15 protein-coding genes and 1 other RNA gene are annotated in these 17891 nt (G+C 50.8%); 5 read left to right on the forward strand and 11 right to left on the reverse strand.

Annotated elements, in window-relative coordinates:
* Positions 1-317: 317 nt before the first annotated feature.
* Positions 318-717, reverse strand: a transfer-messenger RNA (tmRNA) gene (gene ssrA, locus BUB37_RS09920).
* Positions 718-1163: 446 nt separating this feature from the next.
* On the opposite strand from ssrA, the gene BUB37_RS09930 reads away from it, so the two are divergent.
* The gene (locus BUB37_RS09930; RefSeq protein ID WP_072992891.1) at positions 1164-2369 is read left to right on the forward strand and encodes an NAD(P)-dependent oxidoreductase; all 1206 of its coding nucleotides are present in this window, start codon (positions 1164-1166) and stop codon (positions 2367-2369) included.
* Between the two features lie 5 nt (positions 2370-2374).
* On the opposite strand, the gene BUB37_RS09935 is transcribed toward BUB37_RS09930, so the two are convergent.
* Positions 2375-3826, reverse strand: a complete 1452-nt coding sequence (locus tag BUB37_RS09935; protein WP_072992894.1) for a sulfatase — start codon at positions 3824-3826, stop codon at positions 2375-2377.
* Between the two features lie 225 nt (positions 3827-4051).
* Here BUB37_RS09935 and BUB37_RS09940 point away from each other — a divergent pair, with 225 nt between their 5' ends.
* On the forward strand, positions 4052-4315 hold the full coding sequence (locus BUB37_RS09940; RefSeq protein ID WP_072992896.1) for a hypothetical protein: 264 nt from the start codon (positions 4052-4054) through the stop codon (positions 4313-4315).
* Between the two features lie 3 nt (positions 4316-4318).
* On the opposite strand, the gene BUB37_RS09945 is transcribed toward BUB37_RS09940, so the two are convergent.
* From BUB37_RS09945 to BUB37_RS09960, 4 genes are all read right to left on the reverse strand, one after another.
* Entirely contained in the window at positions 4319-5440 is a 1122-nt protein-coding gene (locus BUB37_RS09945) for an Sb-PDE family phosphodiesterase (RefSeq protein ID WP_072993908.1), read from the reverse strand.
* Positions 5441-5518: 78 nt separating this feature from the next.
* Positions 5519-6421: a phospholipase A gene (locus BUB37_RS09950; protein ID WP_244526794.1), complete on the reverse strand. Its 903-nt coding sequence runs from the start codon at positions 6419-6421 to the stop codon at positions 5519-5521.
* Positions 6422-6545: 124 nt separating this feature from the next.
* On the reverse strand, positions 6546-7280 hold the full coding sequence (locus tag BUB37_RS09955) for a response regulator (protein ID WP_072992901.1): 735 nt from the start codon (positions 7278-7280) through the stop codon (positions 6546-6548).
* A gap of 2 nt (positions 7281-7282) precedes the next feature.
* Positions 7283-9262, reverse strand: a complete 1980-nt coding sequence (locus BUB37_RS09960; protein ID WP_244526795.1) for a tetratricopeptide repeat-containing sensor histidine kinase — start codon at positions 9260-9262, stop codon at positions 7283-7285.
* A 192-nt stretch (positions 9263-9454) separates the two neighbouring features.
* Between BUB37_RS09960 and BUB37_RS09965 the strand changes: the two genes are divergently transcribed.
* The 3 genes from BUB37_RS09965 to BUB37_RS09975 all read left to right on the forward strand — a co-directional run bounded on the left by BUB37_RS09965 (position 9455) and on the right by BUB37_RS09975 (position 11531).
* The gene (locus tag BUB37_RS09965; RefSeq protein WP_094766671.1) at positions 9455-9979 is read left to right on the forward strand and encodes an ester cyclase; all 525 of its coding nucleotides are present in this window, start codon (positions 9455-9457) and stop codon (positions 9977-9979) included.
* A gap of 35 nt (positions 9980-10014) precedes the next feature.
* Entirely contained in the window at positions 10015-10950 is a 936-nt protein-coding gene (locus BUB37_RS09970) for a nuclear transport factor 2-like protein (protein ID WP_072992907.1), read from the forward strand.
* Positions 10951-11159: 209 nt separating this feature from the next.
* A complete protein-coding gene (locus tag BUB37_RS09975) occupies positions 11160-11531 on the forward strand; it encodes a DUF1801 domain-containing protein (protein ID WP_072992910.1) in 372 nt (123 codons plus the stop codon).
* A 52-nt stretch (positions 11532-11583) separates the two neighbouring features.
* Here the strand turns inward: BUB37_RS09975 and BUB37_RS09980 are convergent, their stop codons facing one another.
* From BUB37_RS09980 to BUB37_RS10000, 5 genes are all read right to left on the reverse strand, one after another.
* Positions 11584-13188 (reverse strand): sulfatase family protein, encoded by a 1605-nt coding sequence (locus BUB37_RS09980; protein ID WP_072992913.1) that lies wholly within the window; start codon positions 13186-13188, stop codon positions 11584-11586.
* 79 nt (positions 13189-13267) lie between these two features.
* On the reverse strand, positions 13268-14830 hold the full coding sequence (locus BUB37_RS09985; protein ID WP_072992916.1) for a PepSY-associated TM helix domain-containing protein: 1563 nt from the start codon (positions 14828-14830) through the stop codon (positions 13268-13270).
* 26 nt (positions 14831-14856) lie between these two features.
* Positions 14857-15138 carry a hypothetical protein gene (locus BUB37_RS09990; protein WP_072992919.1) on the reverse strand — a complete coding sequence of 94 codons (282 nt, stop codon included), beginning with the start codon at positions 15136-15138 and terminating at the stop codon, positions 14857-14859.
* Positions 15138-15467: a hypothetical protein gene (locus BUB37_RS09995; RefSeq protein ID WP_072992922.1), complete on the reverse strand. Its 330-nt coding sequence runs from the start codon at positions 15465-15467 to the stop codon at positions 15138-15140. The genes BUB37_RS09990 and BUB37_RS09995 overlap by 1 nt, the downstream gene beginning before the upstream one ends.
* 19 nt (positions 15468-15486) lie before the next feature.
* Positions 15487-17808, reverse strand: a complete 2322-nt coding sequence (locus BUB37_RS10000; protein WP_072992925.1) for a TonB-dependent siderophore receptor — start codon at positions 17806-17808, stop codon at positions 15487-15489.
* Positions 17809-17891: the final 83 nt, after the last annotated feature.

Raw genomic sequence — 17891 nt, forward strand, 5'->3', positions numbered from 1 at the left:
GCGTGGTTTCTTGAGTGTCGTGGAGCCGGAGACGCCCGAGCGTTTAAAAAAGGTCCGGTGGACCTTTTTAGCGAAGGGGCGGGATGGCGCGCAGGCCTTCGAATCCCGTAGGCGGAACGAAAAAGGTTGCACAAAAAGGTGGTTTCTTGAGTATTGTGGAGCCGGAGGATTACCTGCGGTGTTCCCTCCTGACCAATGTTGCAAATAAGAAACCACGAAGCTATCGCTTCCGGTTTTGTGTTTTATTCATTTACAAAACTTCGTTTTGACATTTCATAAAACATAAAACCACGCCCAAAGGCGTGGTTTCTTGAGTGTCGTGGAGCCGGAGGGATTCGAACCCTCGTCCAAACAAGCAACGTCAATGCTTTCTACATGCTTAGTTTCCGCTTGGTTTTCGATGCATGCCCGGCCGGAAACGGCCTAACATACACTTAGCTTCTTAAGGTTTTGGTGGCAACGCCGAAGCTACGCTGCCCTTGTGTTGACTTTTATGGTGCCTCTTAATGAACCGCCGTCAACAAGGGCTGTTCAGAGACATCTCGCTTTCCGACCTTGTCGGAACGAGGCATAACCTTACTGTAATTCGGGTTACGCGGCAAGAGCGTAATTAGATTCGCCAATTAAAAAGTGTGAAGTATGATATTAACGAGCTGTACCTCAGCGCTCGGCATGCTTACATTGCCATTGGTCTCGCTGTCAAAACCAGTCGGCCCCGTAATGAGACAGCAAATCTTCGATTTGCGTAGTCGAACCCTCCTTTTGGGCGGGCAGGTTACGTCCCGACCGCGTATTACGAGTGTCGGGACCCTGAAATAATTTAGTATAACGACAGTCCCGAACACGTATGACCCGTGTCGGAACCCGTTGATCTCACCTTGTTTTCAAAGAACGGTTTGGGCGTTCCCCTTTCGGCCCAAGGCCGAAAGGGTCGGGCTATCCGCTACTACTCCTCGGCCCGGTCGGGCCTGCGGGGTAACCGCTCCTATCCCCGTCCGAAACTTGCGTTCGGAACGGGCGAGCCTAACGCGGGCCCTCCATGGGCCAGATCGTAAAACGACCCCGTCCCCGTATTTTTACAGGGCGACGGCAAAGCTAACAAAAAGTTTGTGCACTGCCACAATTCCCAGTAAATTAGGCAAAATTTATACCAAAACCCCTTTATGAAATTCGGAATCATCCAAGAACGCAAAAACCCGCCCGATAGGCGGGTCGTACTGTCCCCCCGAGCATGTCAAAAAGTCCTGTCCAAGTACAATGGGGCCGAAATCATCGTAGAACCGTCCCCCATTCGCGCCTTTGGCGATGCCGAATACCAAAAAGCCGGTATCGAGGTCGCTTCAAAAATGGACGAATGCGATGTGCTTCTCGGGGTCAAGGAAGTGCCGATCGACCATCTTGTTCCCAATAAAAAATACTTTTTCTTTTCCCATACCATCAAAAAGCAGCCCTACAACCGCAACCTGCTAAGGGCCATACTCGAAAAGAACATCGAGCTCTACGACCACGAGGTCCTTACCGACGAAAAAGGGCAACGCCTGGTGGCCTTTGGCCGCTATGCCGGTATCGTGGGCGCCTATAACGGTTTTCGGGCATTCGGACTCAAATACGGGAGTTTCGACCTGCCGAAGGCCGAAGACCTGCCCGACCAACAGGCCCTGATCGCCGCGCTTAAAAAAATAAGGCTCCCGAACATTAAGATACTGTTGACCGGCAAGGGCAGGGTCGGCAACGGATCCAAGGAAATGCTCGACGCCATGGGCCTTCGAAAGGTCAACGTGGCCGAATACCTAAAAGACGATTTCGACGAGCCGGTCTATTGCCAAATAGACGCCTCCGAATACAACAGGCGAAAGGACGGGGTTCGGGGCAACAAGGCCGATTTTTTTGCCCACCCCGAAGCCTATAGGTCCAACTTCTTCCGTTTCGCCGAGGTCACCGATTTTTATATCGCAGGCCATTTTTACGGTCAGGGCGCGCCCTACCTCTATACCCGCGAAGATGCCAGGCACCCGAATTTCAAGATCAGGGTGGTGGCCGATATCAGTTGCGATATCGATGGCCCCGTGGCTTCCACCATTAGGCCTTCGACCATTGCGGATCCCGTTTACGGCTACGACCCCCTGACCGAGGGGGAAACCGACTTTAGAAACGAATCGGCGATTGCCGTTATGGCGGTCGACAACCTGCCCTGTGAGCTGCCGCGCGATGCCAGCGAAGGCTTTGGCGAGGCTTTTGTAAAAAACGTGATCCCCGCCTTTTTTAACGGCGACAAGAACGGGGTGCTCGAACGGGCCCGGATGACCCAAAACGGAAAACTCACGCCCCGCTACGCCTACCTACAGGCTTACGTGGATGGGGAGGAATAAGGGCCTTACGGGTAGCTAAGGCCCAGGTCGTTTTGGCGTACCTCGGCCAGTTTTTCCTTCAGCTTTTCCCTAAAGAAAGCCACCGTATCGGCCTGATCCGGATCCTCGGACAGGTTGGTGTACTGCTGCGGGTCTTTTTTCATATCGTAGAGTTCCATACCGGCGCCCGCGTCCTCATCGTATTGGATAAAGGCCCAGCCGTCGTTGCGCAAGAGGAAGGAGCGTCCGCCCTGCGAAACCGAAAAGGCCATGTCCCTCACCTTTAGGTCCGGCCGGTCAAGGGTGGGCACCAACGATTTGCCCTGAAGGTGTTGCGAAGCTTCGATTCCCGCCAGTTCGGCCAGCGTGGGGTAGAGGTCCAACAGCTCGGCGAACGAGCGGCACACGGCCGGACGTTTGCCGGGTACCTTTATGATCAGGGGAACCCGGGCCGATTCCTCGTGAAGGCTCACCTTCATCCAAAAATCGTGCTCGTCGAGGTGAAAGCCGTGGTCCGATGTAAAGACGACGATGGTGTTGTCGTCCAGCCCCTCTTCCTTAAGGGCGTCGAGCACCTTGCCCACCTGGGCATCCATATACGATACCGATGCGAAGTAGGCGGCCAGGGCCTTTTTTTGCTGGGCGATGTTCATCTGACCGTTTACAGAGGTCACGTAGTTGATCCCGCGTTCGGGAATATCGTCCCAATCGCCCGCTACTTTTTGGGGCAGCACCATTTGCTCGTAGGGGTAGGGCCCAAAATAGGGGGCGGGGGCCACAAAGGGCACATGGGGCCGTACGAAGCCTACCGCCAGAAAGAAACTCGTATCGCGGTATTTTTTGAGCAGCTCAATGGCCTTCTGGGCGGTTTTGCCATCGGAATGTTCCAAATCGCCGCCTTCGGCCTTTACAATGGTCATTACGTTACCGCCTTTGATGGGCAAGCTACCGTCGGGGTTGCCCTGTACGAGTTCGCCCTCGCCCTTGGCCCGCCATTCGGGACCCTGACTGTTGTATTTCTCGTTCCAAGACGCGGGATCGTCCTTGCCATCGCTGCCTTTTTCGATATCGATGGGTACCCCCATATGGTAAATTTTGCTTACCCGCGCCGATACATAACCGTTTTCCTTAAAGAGTTGGGGCAGCATTTTGCGGTCGGGGCCAATGTTTTCCCTGCCGCTGACATAGCCGTAAGTGGTGGTGGCGTTCGGGTAGTAGCCCGATAAGAACGAGGCCCTTGATGGCCCGCATACCGGATACTGGCAGTAGGCACGCTCGTAGCGGATGCCCTCCTGCGCCAAACGGTCGATATTCGGACTCGTACCGAGGGCATTGCCGTAGCAGGAGAGGGCCGAGGTGGCCAGGTCGTCCGCGATGATGAACAGCACGTTGGGACCTTCGTTACCTGTGGGCCTTTCGGTGTTACAGCCCATCAGGGCGATGGACAATAGGAGGGAAAGGAGGGATACAATTTTCATAGGCCTGTTTTGTCGAAAGTTAGGCAAATCGATGTTTTTTGTACGGCCCTGCGCCCAATTATTTTCGGGGCGGCCTCCAGGCCCCTTGGGCGTAAGGGGGGGCGATTATAGGAGTTTGGGGAGATCGGCGTCCGATTAATGGTACAAAGTGCGTATTTCATCAAAAAAATGAACGGGCAAGTGCATATTTTTTATACATTGTATGACCATTTTTAATCTAAAGTCATGACGATCAACTGGATAGTGGGCGCTGAGGCTGACGAGAACCTAAAGCGGTATTGTGTCGATTTTGAGTACCGCTTACGGCCCAAGATCACCAAATACTTGATTTCCCGGCTCGATCCCGACTACTGCAGCGATTTTTCCTGCTTCCAGTTCGATGTCGATCTTCCGGGGCGTTGCATAAGGCTTTCAGATAAGACTCCTTCCCGATACTACTGCCTGCTCGAACCCGATTTTGAACGGGAAATTGATTTCAACACGATTTGAGGCTTACTCCACCGCGACGTTCCATTCAATGATCGCTTGTTTCTTGGGGGCGTAGAAACACCCCAGGGCCTTCAGTCTTAGGGCTATGGAGGTCTTGGTGTCCAAGGTCTTGATCTTGAGGGTTTTCGTCGTGCCCGCGGGAATCGAAAATACGGGCGAACTGCTGTAAAAGGTATGCTCCATGGCGTTTTCGAAAAGGAGGTCGCTACTGCTGTTGTTCTTAAGCCCCACCTCCAAAATTTGGGTCTTGTCTATGTAATGGGCCTTTGTAATCTCGATACTGGCCTTGAGCAAGGGGCGCAAGAATTCTTCCCTTCCGACCAAAAGATCGTTATAGACCGCGACCGTTCTACCGGCGAACAGGGCTTCTTGAAGGCTTTCGCTACTTTTTTCCTTGGCGAATACCAGGGTAATGGGCCGGTGGTGGCCTTTTTCGGTATAATCCCAATCGATAAGCCCGTGGATATCACTGGTTCCCATAATGGTCAGGTCGTATTCCAGGGCCAGGGCCAACGATTCTTCGGCGTAATCGCCCGTATTGATCACTTCGATGCCGTGAAGTTCGCCCTGTTCGATCCGTTCTTTCTGAAAATCGCTGAGTACGGGATTGCCCTTGGGAGACTGGGCGTACCATGCAGGATGGTTCCAAAACACAAAGGCGCCTTGTTTTTTGGCTTCCGAAAAGGCTTTTTCCGCCTTGTCTACCACCATTTTGTTGGCATCGGAGATAAACACCGCATTGTTATGGCCAATCGGTGCCGAACGGGTAATTTCCGACCCGTGGACGATCATGAGGCCGTGTTCCTCGGCTTCCTGCATGGCCCTGACCAGTTCGTAGGAGCGGTTGCGGTCGGGGTGTGGTATGTCGGCCGAATGGGGCTGGTATTCGAGATGCTCGGTCAACGAAATGGCATCGAGGTTTTCGCGAAGGGCCTCGTGTACCCTAATGGTGGGCCAAACGTAGCCATCGGAGAATACGGTATGCGTGTGCAGGTCTACCTTTAGGGTCTTGAAGCCTGCGATATCGGGATAGTCGAGCGGTCGGGCACCGAGGTGCGAATGGTCTTGGGCCCGAAGGTTGGGGGCCCATAGAAGCAAGGCGAAAAGGAAGAGTAGGTCTTTCATGGCTATGGTTTTTCCAAATGTAGGGAAAAACGGGGCGTGTCGGGGCATACCCATGGTTTTCATAAGGTTAAATAATGGCTAATTGATCAACGATACGCCCAGTCCGACCGTAGTCTGTCGGTGGTTGTAATCGATCAAACTCTCGCCATAACCTTCAAAAACCTGTATGTGGCCACTGAAATTCTTTATGATGGGGAAGGTCCAGTTCAGCTGTAGGCTTCCCCTGCTTTTTTCGCCGAATTTCATCGAGTGGCGGGCTATGGCGTAAAACCGTTGCCGTTTTAGGTCGTAACTGACCTTGGCCTCGGCACGGCCGATATAGTCCGATATCCCGGGATTGTCGTCATTGCTTCCTCCGAGGCGGACCCAATTTTTGAACATGATCTGCCATTGGCCCCGTTCGAAACCGGCATGGAGCCCCAAACGGTTCCAGCTTCTTGAAATGGGTTCCGATCGCCCGTTGCTTTCGTGGGTGAATGCCGCCCCGATCATCTTTCCTTCAAATCCGAGGAGGGAAAACTTCACGGGAAAGTTGAGAATGATCTCGGGCTCGTAATTGGTTTCCCGAAAGGGCCTTGAAAGGGCCTCGTTGTAGATCTGCCAATAGGCCCTTTGCGAATAGGCCGCCCAAACATCGGCCCTGCCCCAGAGTACCTTGTGGAATATCTTGGTCTTTAGGCTTAGTTGAAACTTAGATTCGATGACGTTCAGCGCAACAGGTTCGGGCAAGGTGTTTTCAAGCCCTTCACTTTTAGGGTCTTTGTTCGTATCCGACGAATACTTGGCAAGGGTAAAATACACAGGTTTGTACGAGGTGATCAAAAAGGTGCCCCTGTGGTGGGCCTCGTCCAATTCCCAAAGCTCCGACAGGCTCTTACTGTTCTTAAAGACCCAATCTTGGTCGCCATGGTCTTGGGCGAGGGAAAGGGAAACCGGAAACAGGGCCAGGGCAAAAAGAAGGAATAATCTATAAATTGACACGATAGGGGGGCTAAACATAGGCGATGGTCCGCTTTTGGGCAAAAGTAGGCATTTGCCGCGCCCTCTTACCCGTAAGTGCCTAGGTTTGGGATAATTTTAATCCTTGCCTTTGCCATTGGTCGTTTCAGATGGTCTGTATTCGATCGTACAATAGGGCCTTGTACGATTTGCTCAAGGGAATGGTTTTCTTGTCGATGACCAGATGGTCGTCGGCGATGGAGTCGAGACTCTTGATATTGACCATATACGAACGGTGAACCCGGATAAACTGCGATGGGGGTAGGTGTTCTTGAATGGTTTTTAGCGAATGGCACAGGACAAAGTCCCCGGACTTCGTGGTGAGGCAGCAGTAATTGCGGTCTGCCACAATGTAATGAATATGGTCCAACAGCAGCTTTTGCATCCGGCCATGGCGCCTGATGAATATACGGTCGTCCATTACCTTCAATTCGGGGACCGGGGTGGTTGCCGATGGTCTTTCGGTGTTGAGCTGGTCGGCGACCAATTCGACGGTCCGGTGGAGGTTCAATTTGTTAAAAGGCTTGGCGATAAACGCCCGGGGTTTCGTGCTTTTGGCCTTGGCAAAGGTGGCTTCGTCCGTATTGGCGGTCAGATAGATCAAGGGGATATCCTTGGTTTCCTGAATGGCCCTGGCCGTTTCAATGCCGTCCATTTTTCCCTTTAGGTTGATGTCCATCAAAAGAATGTCGGGAGGCGTCCCCACAACGTACTCCAGGGCCGCTTCGCCCCTGGTTACGATGCCCAAAACCTCGTAGCCCAAGGTGTTGAGCTGTAAGGAGATGTTGGCCGCGATGATCATGTCGTCCTCTACTATAAGTATGCTGATCTTGTCCTTCATGTTTAAGCCGCTTTGCCTGGTTGAAATTGAATGGATATGGCGGTGCCCCCATGGGTGTTCAATTCCATGGTGCCGTCCAACTGTTTTGTGAGCAGCGCGATCAATTGGGTCCCGAACCCGCTGCTTTCCCCTTTTGCATGGGTGTTCTTTCCGACCCCGTTATCCCTTACCCGGAGCTGAAACTTTTGGTCGACCTTCCTTAGACTGACACTGATCTTACCTTTTTGGTTTCCTACAAAGGCGTATTTCAGTGAATTGGTCAATAGTTCGTTTACGATGAGTCCGATGGGTATGGCCATATCCACATCCACTTCCAGGGGAGGCATTGGAACCTCGAACTGAATCCGGTCCGTGGCCCCGAAGGCATCGATTATATATTCGCCCAAGGTGGTAAAATAGCTTTTCATCTCAACGGCGGCCAAATTGGCACCGGTATACAGTTTTTGATGGATCATCCCCATACTCTGAACCCTGTGCTGGCTTTCACGCATCTTGGAAAGCATGTTTTCGTCTTCCATTCCGACGGCCTGAAGGGATAGGAGGCTCGATACGATTTCCAGGTTATTTTTGACCCTGTGATGGATTTCCTTGAGCAAGAACTCTTTTTCCTGGTTTTGTTTTTCGAGTATTTTGTTGACCTTGAATTTGTTCCGTATGCTTATATAGGCAAGTAAGAGCAACAACAGCAAGAGCCCCGTTATAACCATGATCAGTTGTTGGGTGGTTTGCTGCTTCGATATTAGGGCTTCCTGTGAGCGTATTTTACCTTCTTTGTCGGCTACCTCGAATTCGGTCCTGAGCAAGGATATCCTGTTGTCCGCCTCGGCGGTAAACACGGTTTCCTTAAGCCTGTCGTACCGCGCAAAGGCGGTATAGGCCTCCTTGTATTGGTGGTTTCCGGCATAGGCCTTGCCCAATGCCTCATAAGCCTGGCTTAAGAAAAAGGCATCGCCAAAATCATCGGTTGCGATGGCAATGGATTTTTCGAGAAAGTCGATGGCCGTACCGTGGTGGCCCTGTAGGTTTTCGATCTTCCCCAGGGCCAGCCAGCTGCGCATCATCAAAAAATTATTGTCCAATAATTCCGCGTATTTAAGGGCGTTGGTACCGGCTTCTTCGGCCTTTTCGAATTCGTTCAAATGGGCGTACACCTCTAGCAGCACCATATAGCCGTCACTTAAATTGTTATAGAAACCGTAGCGTTCGCCAATGGCGATCGTATGCTGTAGGTATTTCAGTGCCTCTTCGTGCTTCCCTAGGGAGAGGTAGTTGTTTCCCACGACAAACAGGGTGAAATCGTAATCGAGGTCGTTGATACCGCGCTCTTCGAAAAGCGCCAGCGATTTAAGTCCGTACTCCAGCCCGGCATCGTACTTTTTCTGTTTCCAAAAAAGGTTGCCCAGATCGCTGTACGCCATGGCAACGGCCCGGATATCCCCTAATTCCTTTCCAAGCTTTAGGGATTGCATGGCATAGTCGGCCGCCTTTCCCAATTTGCCCCTCCTTTCGTAAACGTAGCCCAATTGGGTATAGAGGTGGGCCAGGTCTTTTTCCAACACCTTGTCCATGGCGTTATTTAGTACTTCCTCGGCCAAATCCAGTTGCTCCATCCTCAACAAAATAGCGGCTTCGGTAATTTGAAGGCGTCCTTCCCATAAGACATTGTTGGCGGCCCGGGCCAGTTGGAGTCCCCTTCGGGTAAAATCGAGGGCTTTGCCCAGGTTTCGGGTATGCCAGTAATACGCGAGGTCGTTGAGCATTGAAAACTTTACGGAGTCAGGCCGTACCGAAGGATAGAGGCTTTCGAGAACATCGAGGTACGAGGCCCCAAAATTATCGGTGTCGACGAATACTTTTTTGTACGACTGGTCGGCGTACAGACCTAAATCTTGGGAAAAAAGGAGGCCGCTGTTTGCGATCGAAAAAGCGAAGAGAATAACGGTCTTGTGAAAATTTGTCCCCATGGTTGGCTTGCTGCTCATCGTGGGGGAAATGCGCGAGCACCTAAATGTACAACTTTCCATTGAGTTTTGTTCGGTAAATGGAATTGGGCCTACGGACAGTTAATGGAGGCCTTCGTCCCCTTGGTATACCAGGGCACTTCGGAAATCGATAGTTTCATTTCAAAATAAAGCCCCCAAGTTGATTTAATGGTGCACCTATGTTAGTTGGTTATGAGATTATATGGATTTGTACCGGTTTTTTTCTTGATGCTTTTTTTGTCTTGCAAGGGCGATGGCACATCCGCTTCCGACAAACAAACATCGCAGGGGATACTGGGCCGCGCCAATTTCGAAAGCTATATAGAGGTATCGTGGAATAAGAAGAATATGGATACGCTCCAATCCCTCTTGGTAGAAGATTTTATATGCCGCCATAACGGAATTCGGGTTGTGGACGATCGTAGCGAAATGCAGGCCTTTATGAACGTTTATTTTACCGGTTTTCCCGATGCCAGGATAGAAACGGACACCCTTGTGGTAAACAAGGGACAACTTTCAACGCATTGGACCTTCAACGGTACCCATACGGGTACGTTCAGGCAACTGCGTCCTACGGGCAAGAAAGTAAGGATAAACGGCCATGCTATCGTTTCGTTCGACAGCAAGGGGAAGATCGTACGGGAAGATGTCTATTACAACGAGCTCGAGTTTCTTCAGCAGCTGGGATACACCCTGAATCCGCCTATCCTGAAATAATAACGATAACCAATTGATAATTAAAACCTTTAAAGATGAAAAAAGTATTTGTAACACTCGTATTGATGACCTCGTGCCTTACTTTTGGCCAGAAGAAAAATGGAACCGTTTATTTGGAACACCCCGCCATCGACCTTGTGGCCGAATTCAACGAAGCCTTCGTCAGGGGAGACACGGCTAAGATTGCCAGTATGTTGACCGACGACTTTAAGTCCTTTAACGGGGTTGGCGACAACGTAAGCTCAAAAGGAACCGGAAAGGCACGCTATATTACAAGTGCCTACCGTTGGTCCGATGAGCTCGATTATTTTTCCATAAGTGATTTTCCGGGTTCGTATCCCGATGCCATTGAATACAAAAAGGACAATAAGGACGGTGATGTATGGGTGCAGACGTGGGACTTGCTCAAGGGGGTCCACAAAGAGACCGGGGTAAAATTCACTTCGCCTACCCACGACCTGTTCTTGGTAACCAAAGACGGGAAGATCAAGTCTGTAATACACTATTTCGATCCCAGCATTTTTGATGAAATGGCACAGAGTTTTGCCGACCGTACCAACGGTACGATTTACAATCACCATGAAAACATCAACACGGTGCGCAAGGCGGTCTACGCCTTTGAAAATTCAGACTTGGAAAAAGCTATGGGTTTCTATGGCGACGATGCCATGTTCTACAATATCAACTACGATATAAATGCCCCTGGGAACAAAGATCAGGTTAAGGCGGCAAGGGGGGAGTTTCTCGATAATTTTGAAATAGAGGCCATCGAGATGATCGGATATCCCGATTATTTGGAATATGAAATGGATAACGGTAGGTCGGTACTGTCGTGGTGGAACATGCACCTCGTAAGAAAGGCGGATAAAAAGAAAATTATACTGCCGATGCACATAAACAATGGCTTTGATGAAGAGGGAAAAATCACCGATGAATTTATCTATTACAACGGCGGCCTACTGGAAAAGTAATAGGCTTACCGAAAAGGGGGGCGAACACCGTGCCCCACTAATAATTGTCTCGTCATATAATGGTTTGAATTAGCTGTCTACCATAACTGACCGACTTTTGAAGGGCCCTGAACGAATGTTCGGGGCTTTGTTTTTTTGGCCAGGTTGCCCTATAACTTAAAAACGGTATCTTTTCGGATATTTGAGGTCAAAAGCCAACTGAACAAGTTATGAACCCAGCCGAAGCCTATATCGTCAACCAACCTGAGCCCTATAAAAGCATCTTATTGCATTTGCAGCTTACCGTACAACGGGTGATACCCGATGTGGAAATGAAATACAAATGGCGTATTCCCTGTTTTTATGCGGGAAAAAGCCCTATCTGTTACCTAAACGCCTCCCATAAGAACGGGTATGTCGACATCGCCTTTTGGAATTCAGCCCACCTTACCAGGCATTTGGAAAAGATGAACACCGAAAAGCGAAAGGTCGTCCGGTCACTGCGCTACAGGTCATTGGAAGAGATCGATGACCGCGTATTGCGGGAGGTACTTGCCGAAGCCTATGAACTTAGGGCCAAGGGCTTTTACAGGAAAAAATGATCCGCCGACGGTCCGTATGGTCGCCAAGGTACAAGCTCCTATGTGGTCTACTTTATTCGATCCACCCGTTATCTTTGTAGATTTGGATGTAGCCATTGGTCAGCTCGTCCGAATCTTTGTACTTTTTGCGTAGTTCCTCCAGTTTTTGCTTCATATCGGCCACTACCTGGGCGTATTCGGGATCCTCGTAAACGTTGTTGGTTTCGTTGGGGTCTTTGGCCCGGTCGTACAGTTCCCATTTGTCTACGTCGTAGTAAAAATGAATAAGCTTGTATTCCTTGGTGGCGATTCCGTAATGCCTTTTCACGGCGTGTTCGGCAGGGTATTCGTAGTAATGGTAGTAAACGGCCTCCCGGTCCCACAGTTCTTTTTCTCCCTTTAGTAGGGGAACCAAACTTTCTCCCTGCATTTCTTCGGGGGGCGTTACCCCCGCCACTTCGAGAAAGGTCTGGGCAAAATCGAGGTTTTGTACCATTTCGTCTTCCGTGGTATTAGGGGTAATGACGTTGGGCCATTTGATGAGCAGGGGGGTCTTGAACGATTCGTTGTACATAAAGCGCTTGTCGAACCAACCGTGCTCGCCCAAATAAAAGCCTTGGTCGGAAGTGTACACCACAAGGGTATTTTCCGATAGCTTTTTCTCGTCGAGGTAGTCGAGCAATCGCCCCACGTTTTCGTCCACCCCGGCAATGGTGCCCAAATAGTCCTGCATATAACGTTGGTACTTCCAGACCATAAGGGTGCTGTCGTTCATTTCGGGGAAGCGTCGGGCGAAGTCCTCGGCTATGGGGTCGTAAACGGCATCCCAGGCGGCCCTTTGTTCGGGGTCGAGCCTGCTTACGCGGTTGCCTATGTTGTTCCAGTTTTTAATGTCGAGCGTCTTGGCGATGCTGTCAGGTATTTTGAGGTCGTAGGAAAGCTGCATGTGCCTTAAGATGTTCATTTCGGCACTCCCGGCAGTGGTTTCGCGGCTCTTGTAATCGTCGAAGAGGGTTTCGGGGAGCGGAAAGGTTTTTTGGGTAAAGGCCTTGTAATGGCGCTCGGCGGGCATCCATGAACGGTGCGGGGCCTTGTGCAGGTACATCAATAAAAAAGGCTTGGTCGTATCGCGGCGCTTTTCCATCCAATCCAAGGTCAGGTCGGTAATAATGTCGGTAACATAACCGCTTACGGTCGTATCTCCCTTTTGGGTAATGAACTTGGGGTTGTAATACTCCCCTTGCCCCGGTAAGATCTTAAATTCGTCGAAGCCCTTGGGGTTGTTGCCAAAATGGAGTTTCCCGAACATGGCGGTCTGGTATCCGGCCTTCTGCAGGAGTTGGGGAAACGTAACGTTGGTCGTGTCGAAGGGGGTGCGGTTGTCGACCTTGCCGTTGAGGTGCGAATGTTTTCCGGTCAGGATAACGGCCCGCGATGGGGCACAAATGGAATTGGTGACCGTGGCATTGGTGAAAAGCATGCCCTCTTTGGCGATCCTATCGATATTGGGGGTCTGTATCAACCTATCGTCGTAGGCACTGATGGCCTGGTAGGCGTGGTCGTCCGACATGATAAAAACAATGTTCGGACGTTTGTTTTCCGCTTTTTTGGGGCTCGGGCCGGTACAGGAAAAAAGCAGGGCGCCAACAAGGGCAAGCCCTATAAATTTTGGGGACATATAACTTATTTTTGGGTATAGTTTGTTTGAGCCCGCAAGATATCCATTTTTGGTAAATTATTCTGAAAAACCGCCTGTATTAAGGTGTTTTTGGGATTTTGGCGGACTTGGCCGGCAACCTTAGGAACACCACCCAAAGGGAAATCAGGCCCAAAAGGGCGAAGAGAAGATCGACAAGCAGTATTTGGCCATAGCCTTTCGAAAAACTGACCCAGGGCCACAGCCCCGTTTTAAATCCGTTGGCAAGGGGCACCAAGAGGCTTAAGGCCCCACCGGCAACAAGGCACCACTTGTTGGTAAAACCGATGTCTTTTTTTAAGCTGAAAAGGATGCTGAGCACCAACCAACCTATAAAATAGGTACCGTAAATGAATCCCCGTTCCGAACCGTGGAGCTTTACCGCAATAAAGGTCAGGGCGGTAATGGGAAACATACTGAGGCATATGGCCATATAGATGTTGGCGACCTTGGCATTAAAGCGCCTTTTTTTCTCGGGAACCTTCTTTTTGTCGCGGGCCACCAACCAGATCATAATCCCCGAAAGGATGACGACACACGACATCAGTCCCAAAATAAAGGACAGCACCCGTAGGCCCAAACCGCCATAATCGCCCAAATGCAAGCGGAAGAGCGCGTTTTTTACCCCGTCGAGATAGCGATTGTTTATGCGGGGGATCCGCTCGTCGACGATGGCTTGGTCGCGCCATCGGAAGATACGGTATCCGTAGCCGTTGAATTTTTCACGGTAATCCAGGTTTCCGCTGATCGCCACGTGCATATTGGCATCGCCATAATTGAAAATGTGGACCTCCGTCGGTTTAAAGTCCTCCCAGTCTTCCAGGGTCTTTTTTAAAAGGGTGTTGATTTTGGGAGCCGTCTCCAAGGGGGTATAGGTATATTCATATTCCGGATGGGCATATTCCAAATCCTTGAACAAGGCTTTTTGGTCACCGCCATAAAGGGCCATAACGTTGGGTAGGATGAGTATGCCTTTAAGAAGGAAAAAAGCACCCGTTAGCGCATAGACGAACTGAAAGGGAAAACCGATCAGGCCCAAGGCCGTATGGGCATCGGTCCAAAGGGTCTTTAGTTTCGCCCATGGCCGGAACACATAAAAGTTGCTTACGATCTTGTCCCAATGGATCCAAATGCCCGTAAGCAGGGCGAACAAAAAGAACAGGGCCACAAAGCCCGATAGGTACCTGCCGTATGGCCGGGGAATTTGGTCCAAGAAGTGCAATCGGTAAAGAAATTCGCCCAGGCCGTAATTGGTTTTGTAATCGGACGCGGTAAAGTCTTCGGTGTCCAAATAGAAGAACTTCCTCGCTTTGGCCGCTTCCGGGGCAAGGCTGTCCTTGGAGGCGGAAAGGCTGACGTTGATGTTGCGCTCGTTGTAGTAATGGGAAATCTCGACCTCCCTGCCCTTCAAGTCGTAGTGCCCTTGCAGGTATTCGAGATAAGCGTCGATATCTTCCGGTATCTGGTCCCATATTTCAACATGGTGGCCCCGTTCCCAACTCACGATTTCATCCCTAAAGAACGAAAAAGACCCGGCAAAGAATATCACATAGAGTGCAACGCTGATCACGATACCGCTTACGGTATGGGTGTGGAATAAAATGTTATAGATCCTTCGTTTCATTGGGTCGGTCGATAGTGGGGTTTAATTTATAGGCCCAGGTAGGTGAGCCCTCCGAAAATCAGGGTCAGTGCCAGATAAATGCCCCAAATTTTGAGTCCGCTTCTCGCCATAAAGGCCACCATCATCAATACGACCCATAGTATAAAGGCGCTGTAGGTGCTCGTTATGATGACCGTTGTCTTGTCGAACCAAGCGGCCAGGGCCAGATGGAAGGCGAGGGTCACCAAAAGTCCCCCTAAAATGGCGGCGCTTATCTTGGCTATGCGATGGCCTACACGTGGGTCGAGGTATTTCGAATTCGCGGGCATTAGTAGAGTAGGGTTTCCAGGGTTATAAAGACGAGAAAAAAGGCCAGAATGCCCCACGGCCGTATCAACCGCAACGGGGCCAGCAAAACGATCAGGCTACCTGTGAGCATGAGTAGGGTCAAGTAGATGAAACTACCGGAAACCGGTCCCGTAAAGTTTACGGTATATCCGTAGGCCACGACCAGTAGGAGTAGGCCGGCAGTTCGATATCCCACAACATGGGATGCCGCCGCTTTCTTAGGGGCGGCATCCGCGGGCCCCGCCTTTTTCGAGGAACGGTAGTTGAGATAAAATCCCGAGAATACCAATGCCGTACTAATGCTCCACATACCTGTTTAGGGTTAGGGCTTAAAAGGTATAGGCTATCGTCAACCTGCCATTGATACCCGGCTCCGACTGCCAATAGAGGTAGCTGCCGTAATTGGCCCCGGCGTACAGGTATTCGTCCAATATATTGTTGATGTTGAATTGTACCCTAAAATGGGGGTTTTGCCACGAGAGGGCACCATCCAACCTAAAGTAGTCGGGAAGGTCGGATTGGTTGTCTGCCGCCCAGGCCCAGGTGGAGCGATCGACCTGGTACTGGTAGCCCAGCGAGATACCGAAGCCTTTCAGTTTGCCGAGGGGGTCGAAACCATAGTTGAGCCATCCGTTGGTCACGTGCTTGGAGTGGCCCGCTTGCAAGGTGCCCGATTTGTCCTTTACATTGGTATTGGCGTAATTGAGGATGAGGTTCAGGCCTGTGGCTATTTCCCCTTGAAGGTCGAATTCGATTCCTTTGGATTCGATTTCGCCCGAGTAAATGCTGAAATTGTCATTGGGGTAGGCGGGATCCCCGACCAATATTTTGTCCTTGTTGATCTTGTATACCCCGAGCGAGGTCCGCAACCTTCCGTCAAAAAAGCTTCCTTTCAACCCTCCTTCCAAGTCCTTGCCGTTTACGGGGTCGTTCAGTGCTTCGCCCGAGGCACTTATTCCGCTTTGGGGCAAAAAGGACTGGTCATAGAGGGCGTAGAAGGTCAATGAAGGAATGATATCCGCACTGATACCTATCCTTGGGGTGACCACATCATCGGTTTCCGCCTTGCCCTGGGTGTAGAGATTGGAGTACCTCCCCGCCAAGGTAAGCCTGATCCTTTCGTCAAATAGGCCAATTTCGTCCTGGGCGTAGTACGACCTTAGAATGGAGGCCCCGTAAGGCGTCCCCCCGTTTCTTTCCTGGATCGGGAGGCTTCGGTCGAAATTGGTGGCGGGACTCTCGCCGTAAACGGGATTGTAGATGTTAAAGGGGGTAGCCGTGTCGACTATCGAAAGCTCGTTCCAATCGGCCCAATAGCTCTTGTCGCTATAATCGAATCCGCCCATCACCTTATGGCTCAGCCCAAAGGTGTTGAACTGGCCGTTGACGTAAAGTTGGGCGTATTTGCCAATGGACAGGGCGTCCCATTTGGAAGTATACCTCACCGCATCGCCGTTTTCGGCCATGGAACTCAGCCAGGTAGAATTGCCTACTTGGTCGTACCTTAGGTAGGCCAATTGCCCGTGAAGGCTCCAGTTTTCTGAAAATTCATGGTCTAGGTTGGTAAAAAAGGTCACCTCTTGGATGTCGGTTACGGGGTAGTCGTCGTTGGTAAACTTAAAATCCCTGTCCAAACTGGCATAACCGGCATCGGCAGGCGCAAAGACATAGGCCGATCCTATGTACGATTCGGCTTGCTGTAGGTTCATTTCGGTGGTGATGGAGGTCTTGTCGGAAAACCTGTAGGTCAGCGAGGGGGCGATGCCGTAACGGGTAACGTCCTCGTTGCCCCGATGGGAGTCGCTGGTTTGGTACATGGCATTGAACCTTCCGAGAAGCTTGCCGTTTTCCGATAGCTTTCCGCCCAGGTCTACCGTTCCCCTGTAAAAATCGAAGCTTCCCGCGCTTATCGACGCCCTGGCGATAAATTCTTCGGTGGGCTTTTTGGTGACCACGTTGTAGAATCCGCCGGGTTCTCCCGCGGCCATCATAAATCCTGCCGGGCCCTTGACAAATTCGACGCGTTCGACGGTGTTCATGTCTTCTGACAAGGGCCCCCACGAATCTTGTACGTTGATACCGTTCCTAAAGGCCGGAAGGCGAAAGCCGCGCATGTTGATGCGGGCAAAATGGCCCCAATGTTCGAGCATGGTCACCCCGCTAACGTTTCGGGTCAGCCCGTCCATGATCGAGGTGACCTGCTGGTCCTTTAAGAGGTCGTCGCTTATTACCTGGATGTTCTGGGGCAGTTTGACCAGCTCGGTCTGCAACCTTAGGGACTGTGAAGGTTCCCTTTCGAGGTATTTGTCCTTGTGCCCCTCTACGATGACTTCGTCGAGCAGCTCTTGCTGTTCGGTCATTACGACCGGGGGAACACGGGTTATCCCGGTTTCGGATAGGGTGATGGTCTTTTTCGCCGTTTTCATCCCGATGGACGAAAATACCAGGGTGACCGTATTTTTGGAAATGTTGCGGAACGAATAGGCCCCATTTTCGTCGGTGGTCGTACCCGTATCGGTGTTCGCTATCCTTACGGTAACGTAGGGCAGGGGATTGTTGTCGGTGTCGGTAACCTTTCCCTGTACCGAGGTATTTTGGGCCAGGGCCATAGAGCATATAAGGAGTAGGACCGGAAGTATAATTTGTTTCATGGAATGGATGTTATTTTATATTGGTCTAAATAAAAACTAGGCAAATGTAAAAGGAAAATCGAAACTATAAAATTTATTTAGAA

The sequence above is a fragment of the Pseudozobellia thermophila genome (assembly GCF_900141855.1).
In the GTDB taxonomy this organism is placed as follows: domain Bacteria; phylum Bacteroidota; class Bacteroidia; order Flavobacteriales; family Flavobacteriaceae; genus Pseudozobellia; species Pseudozobellia thermophila.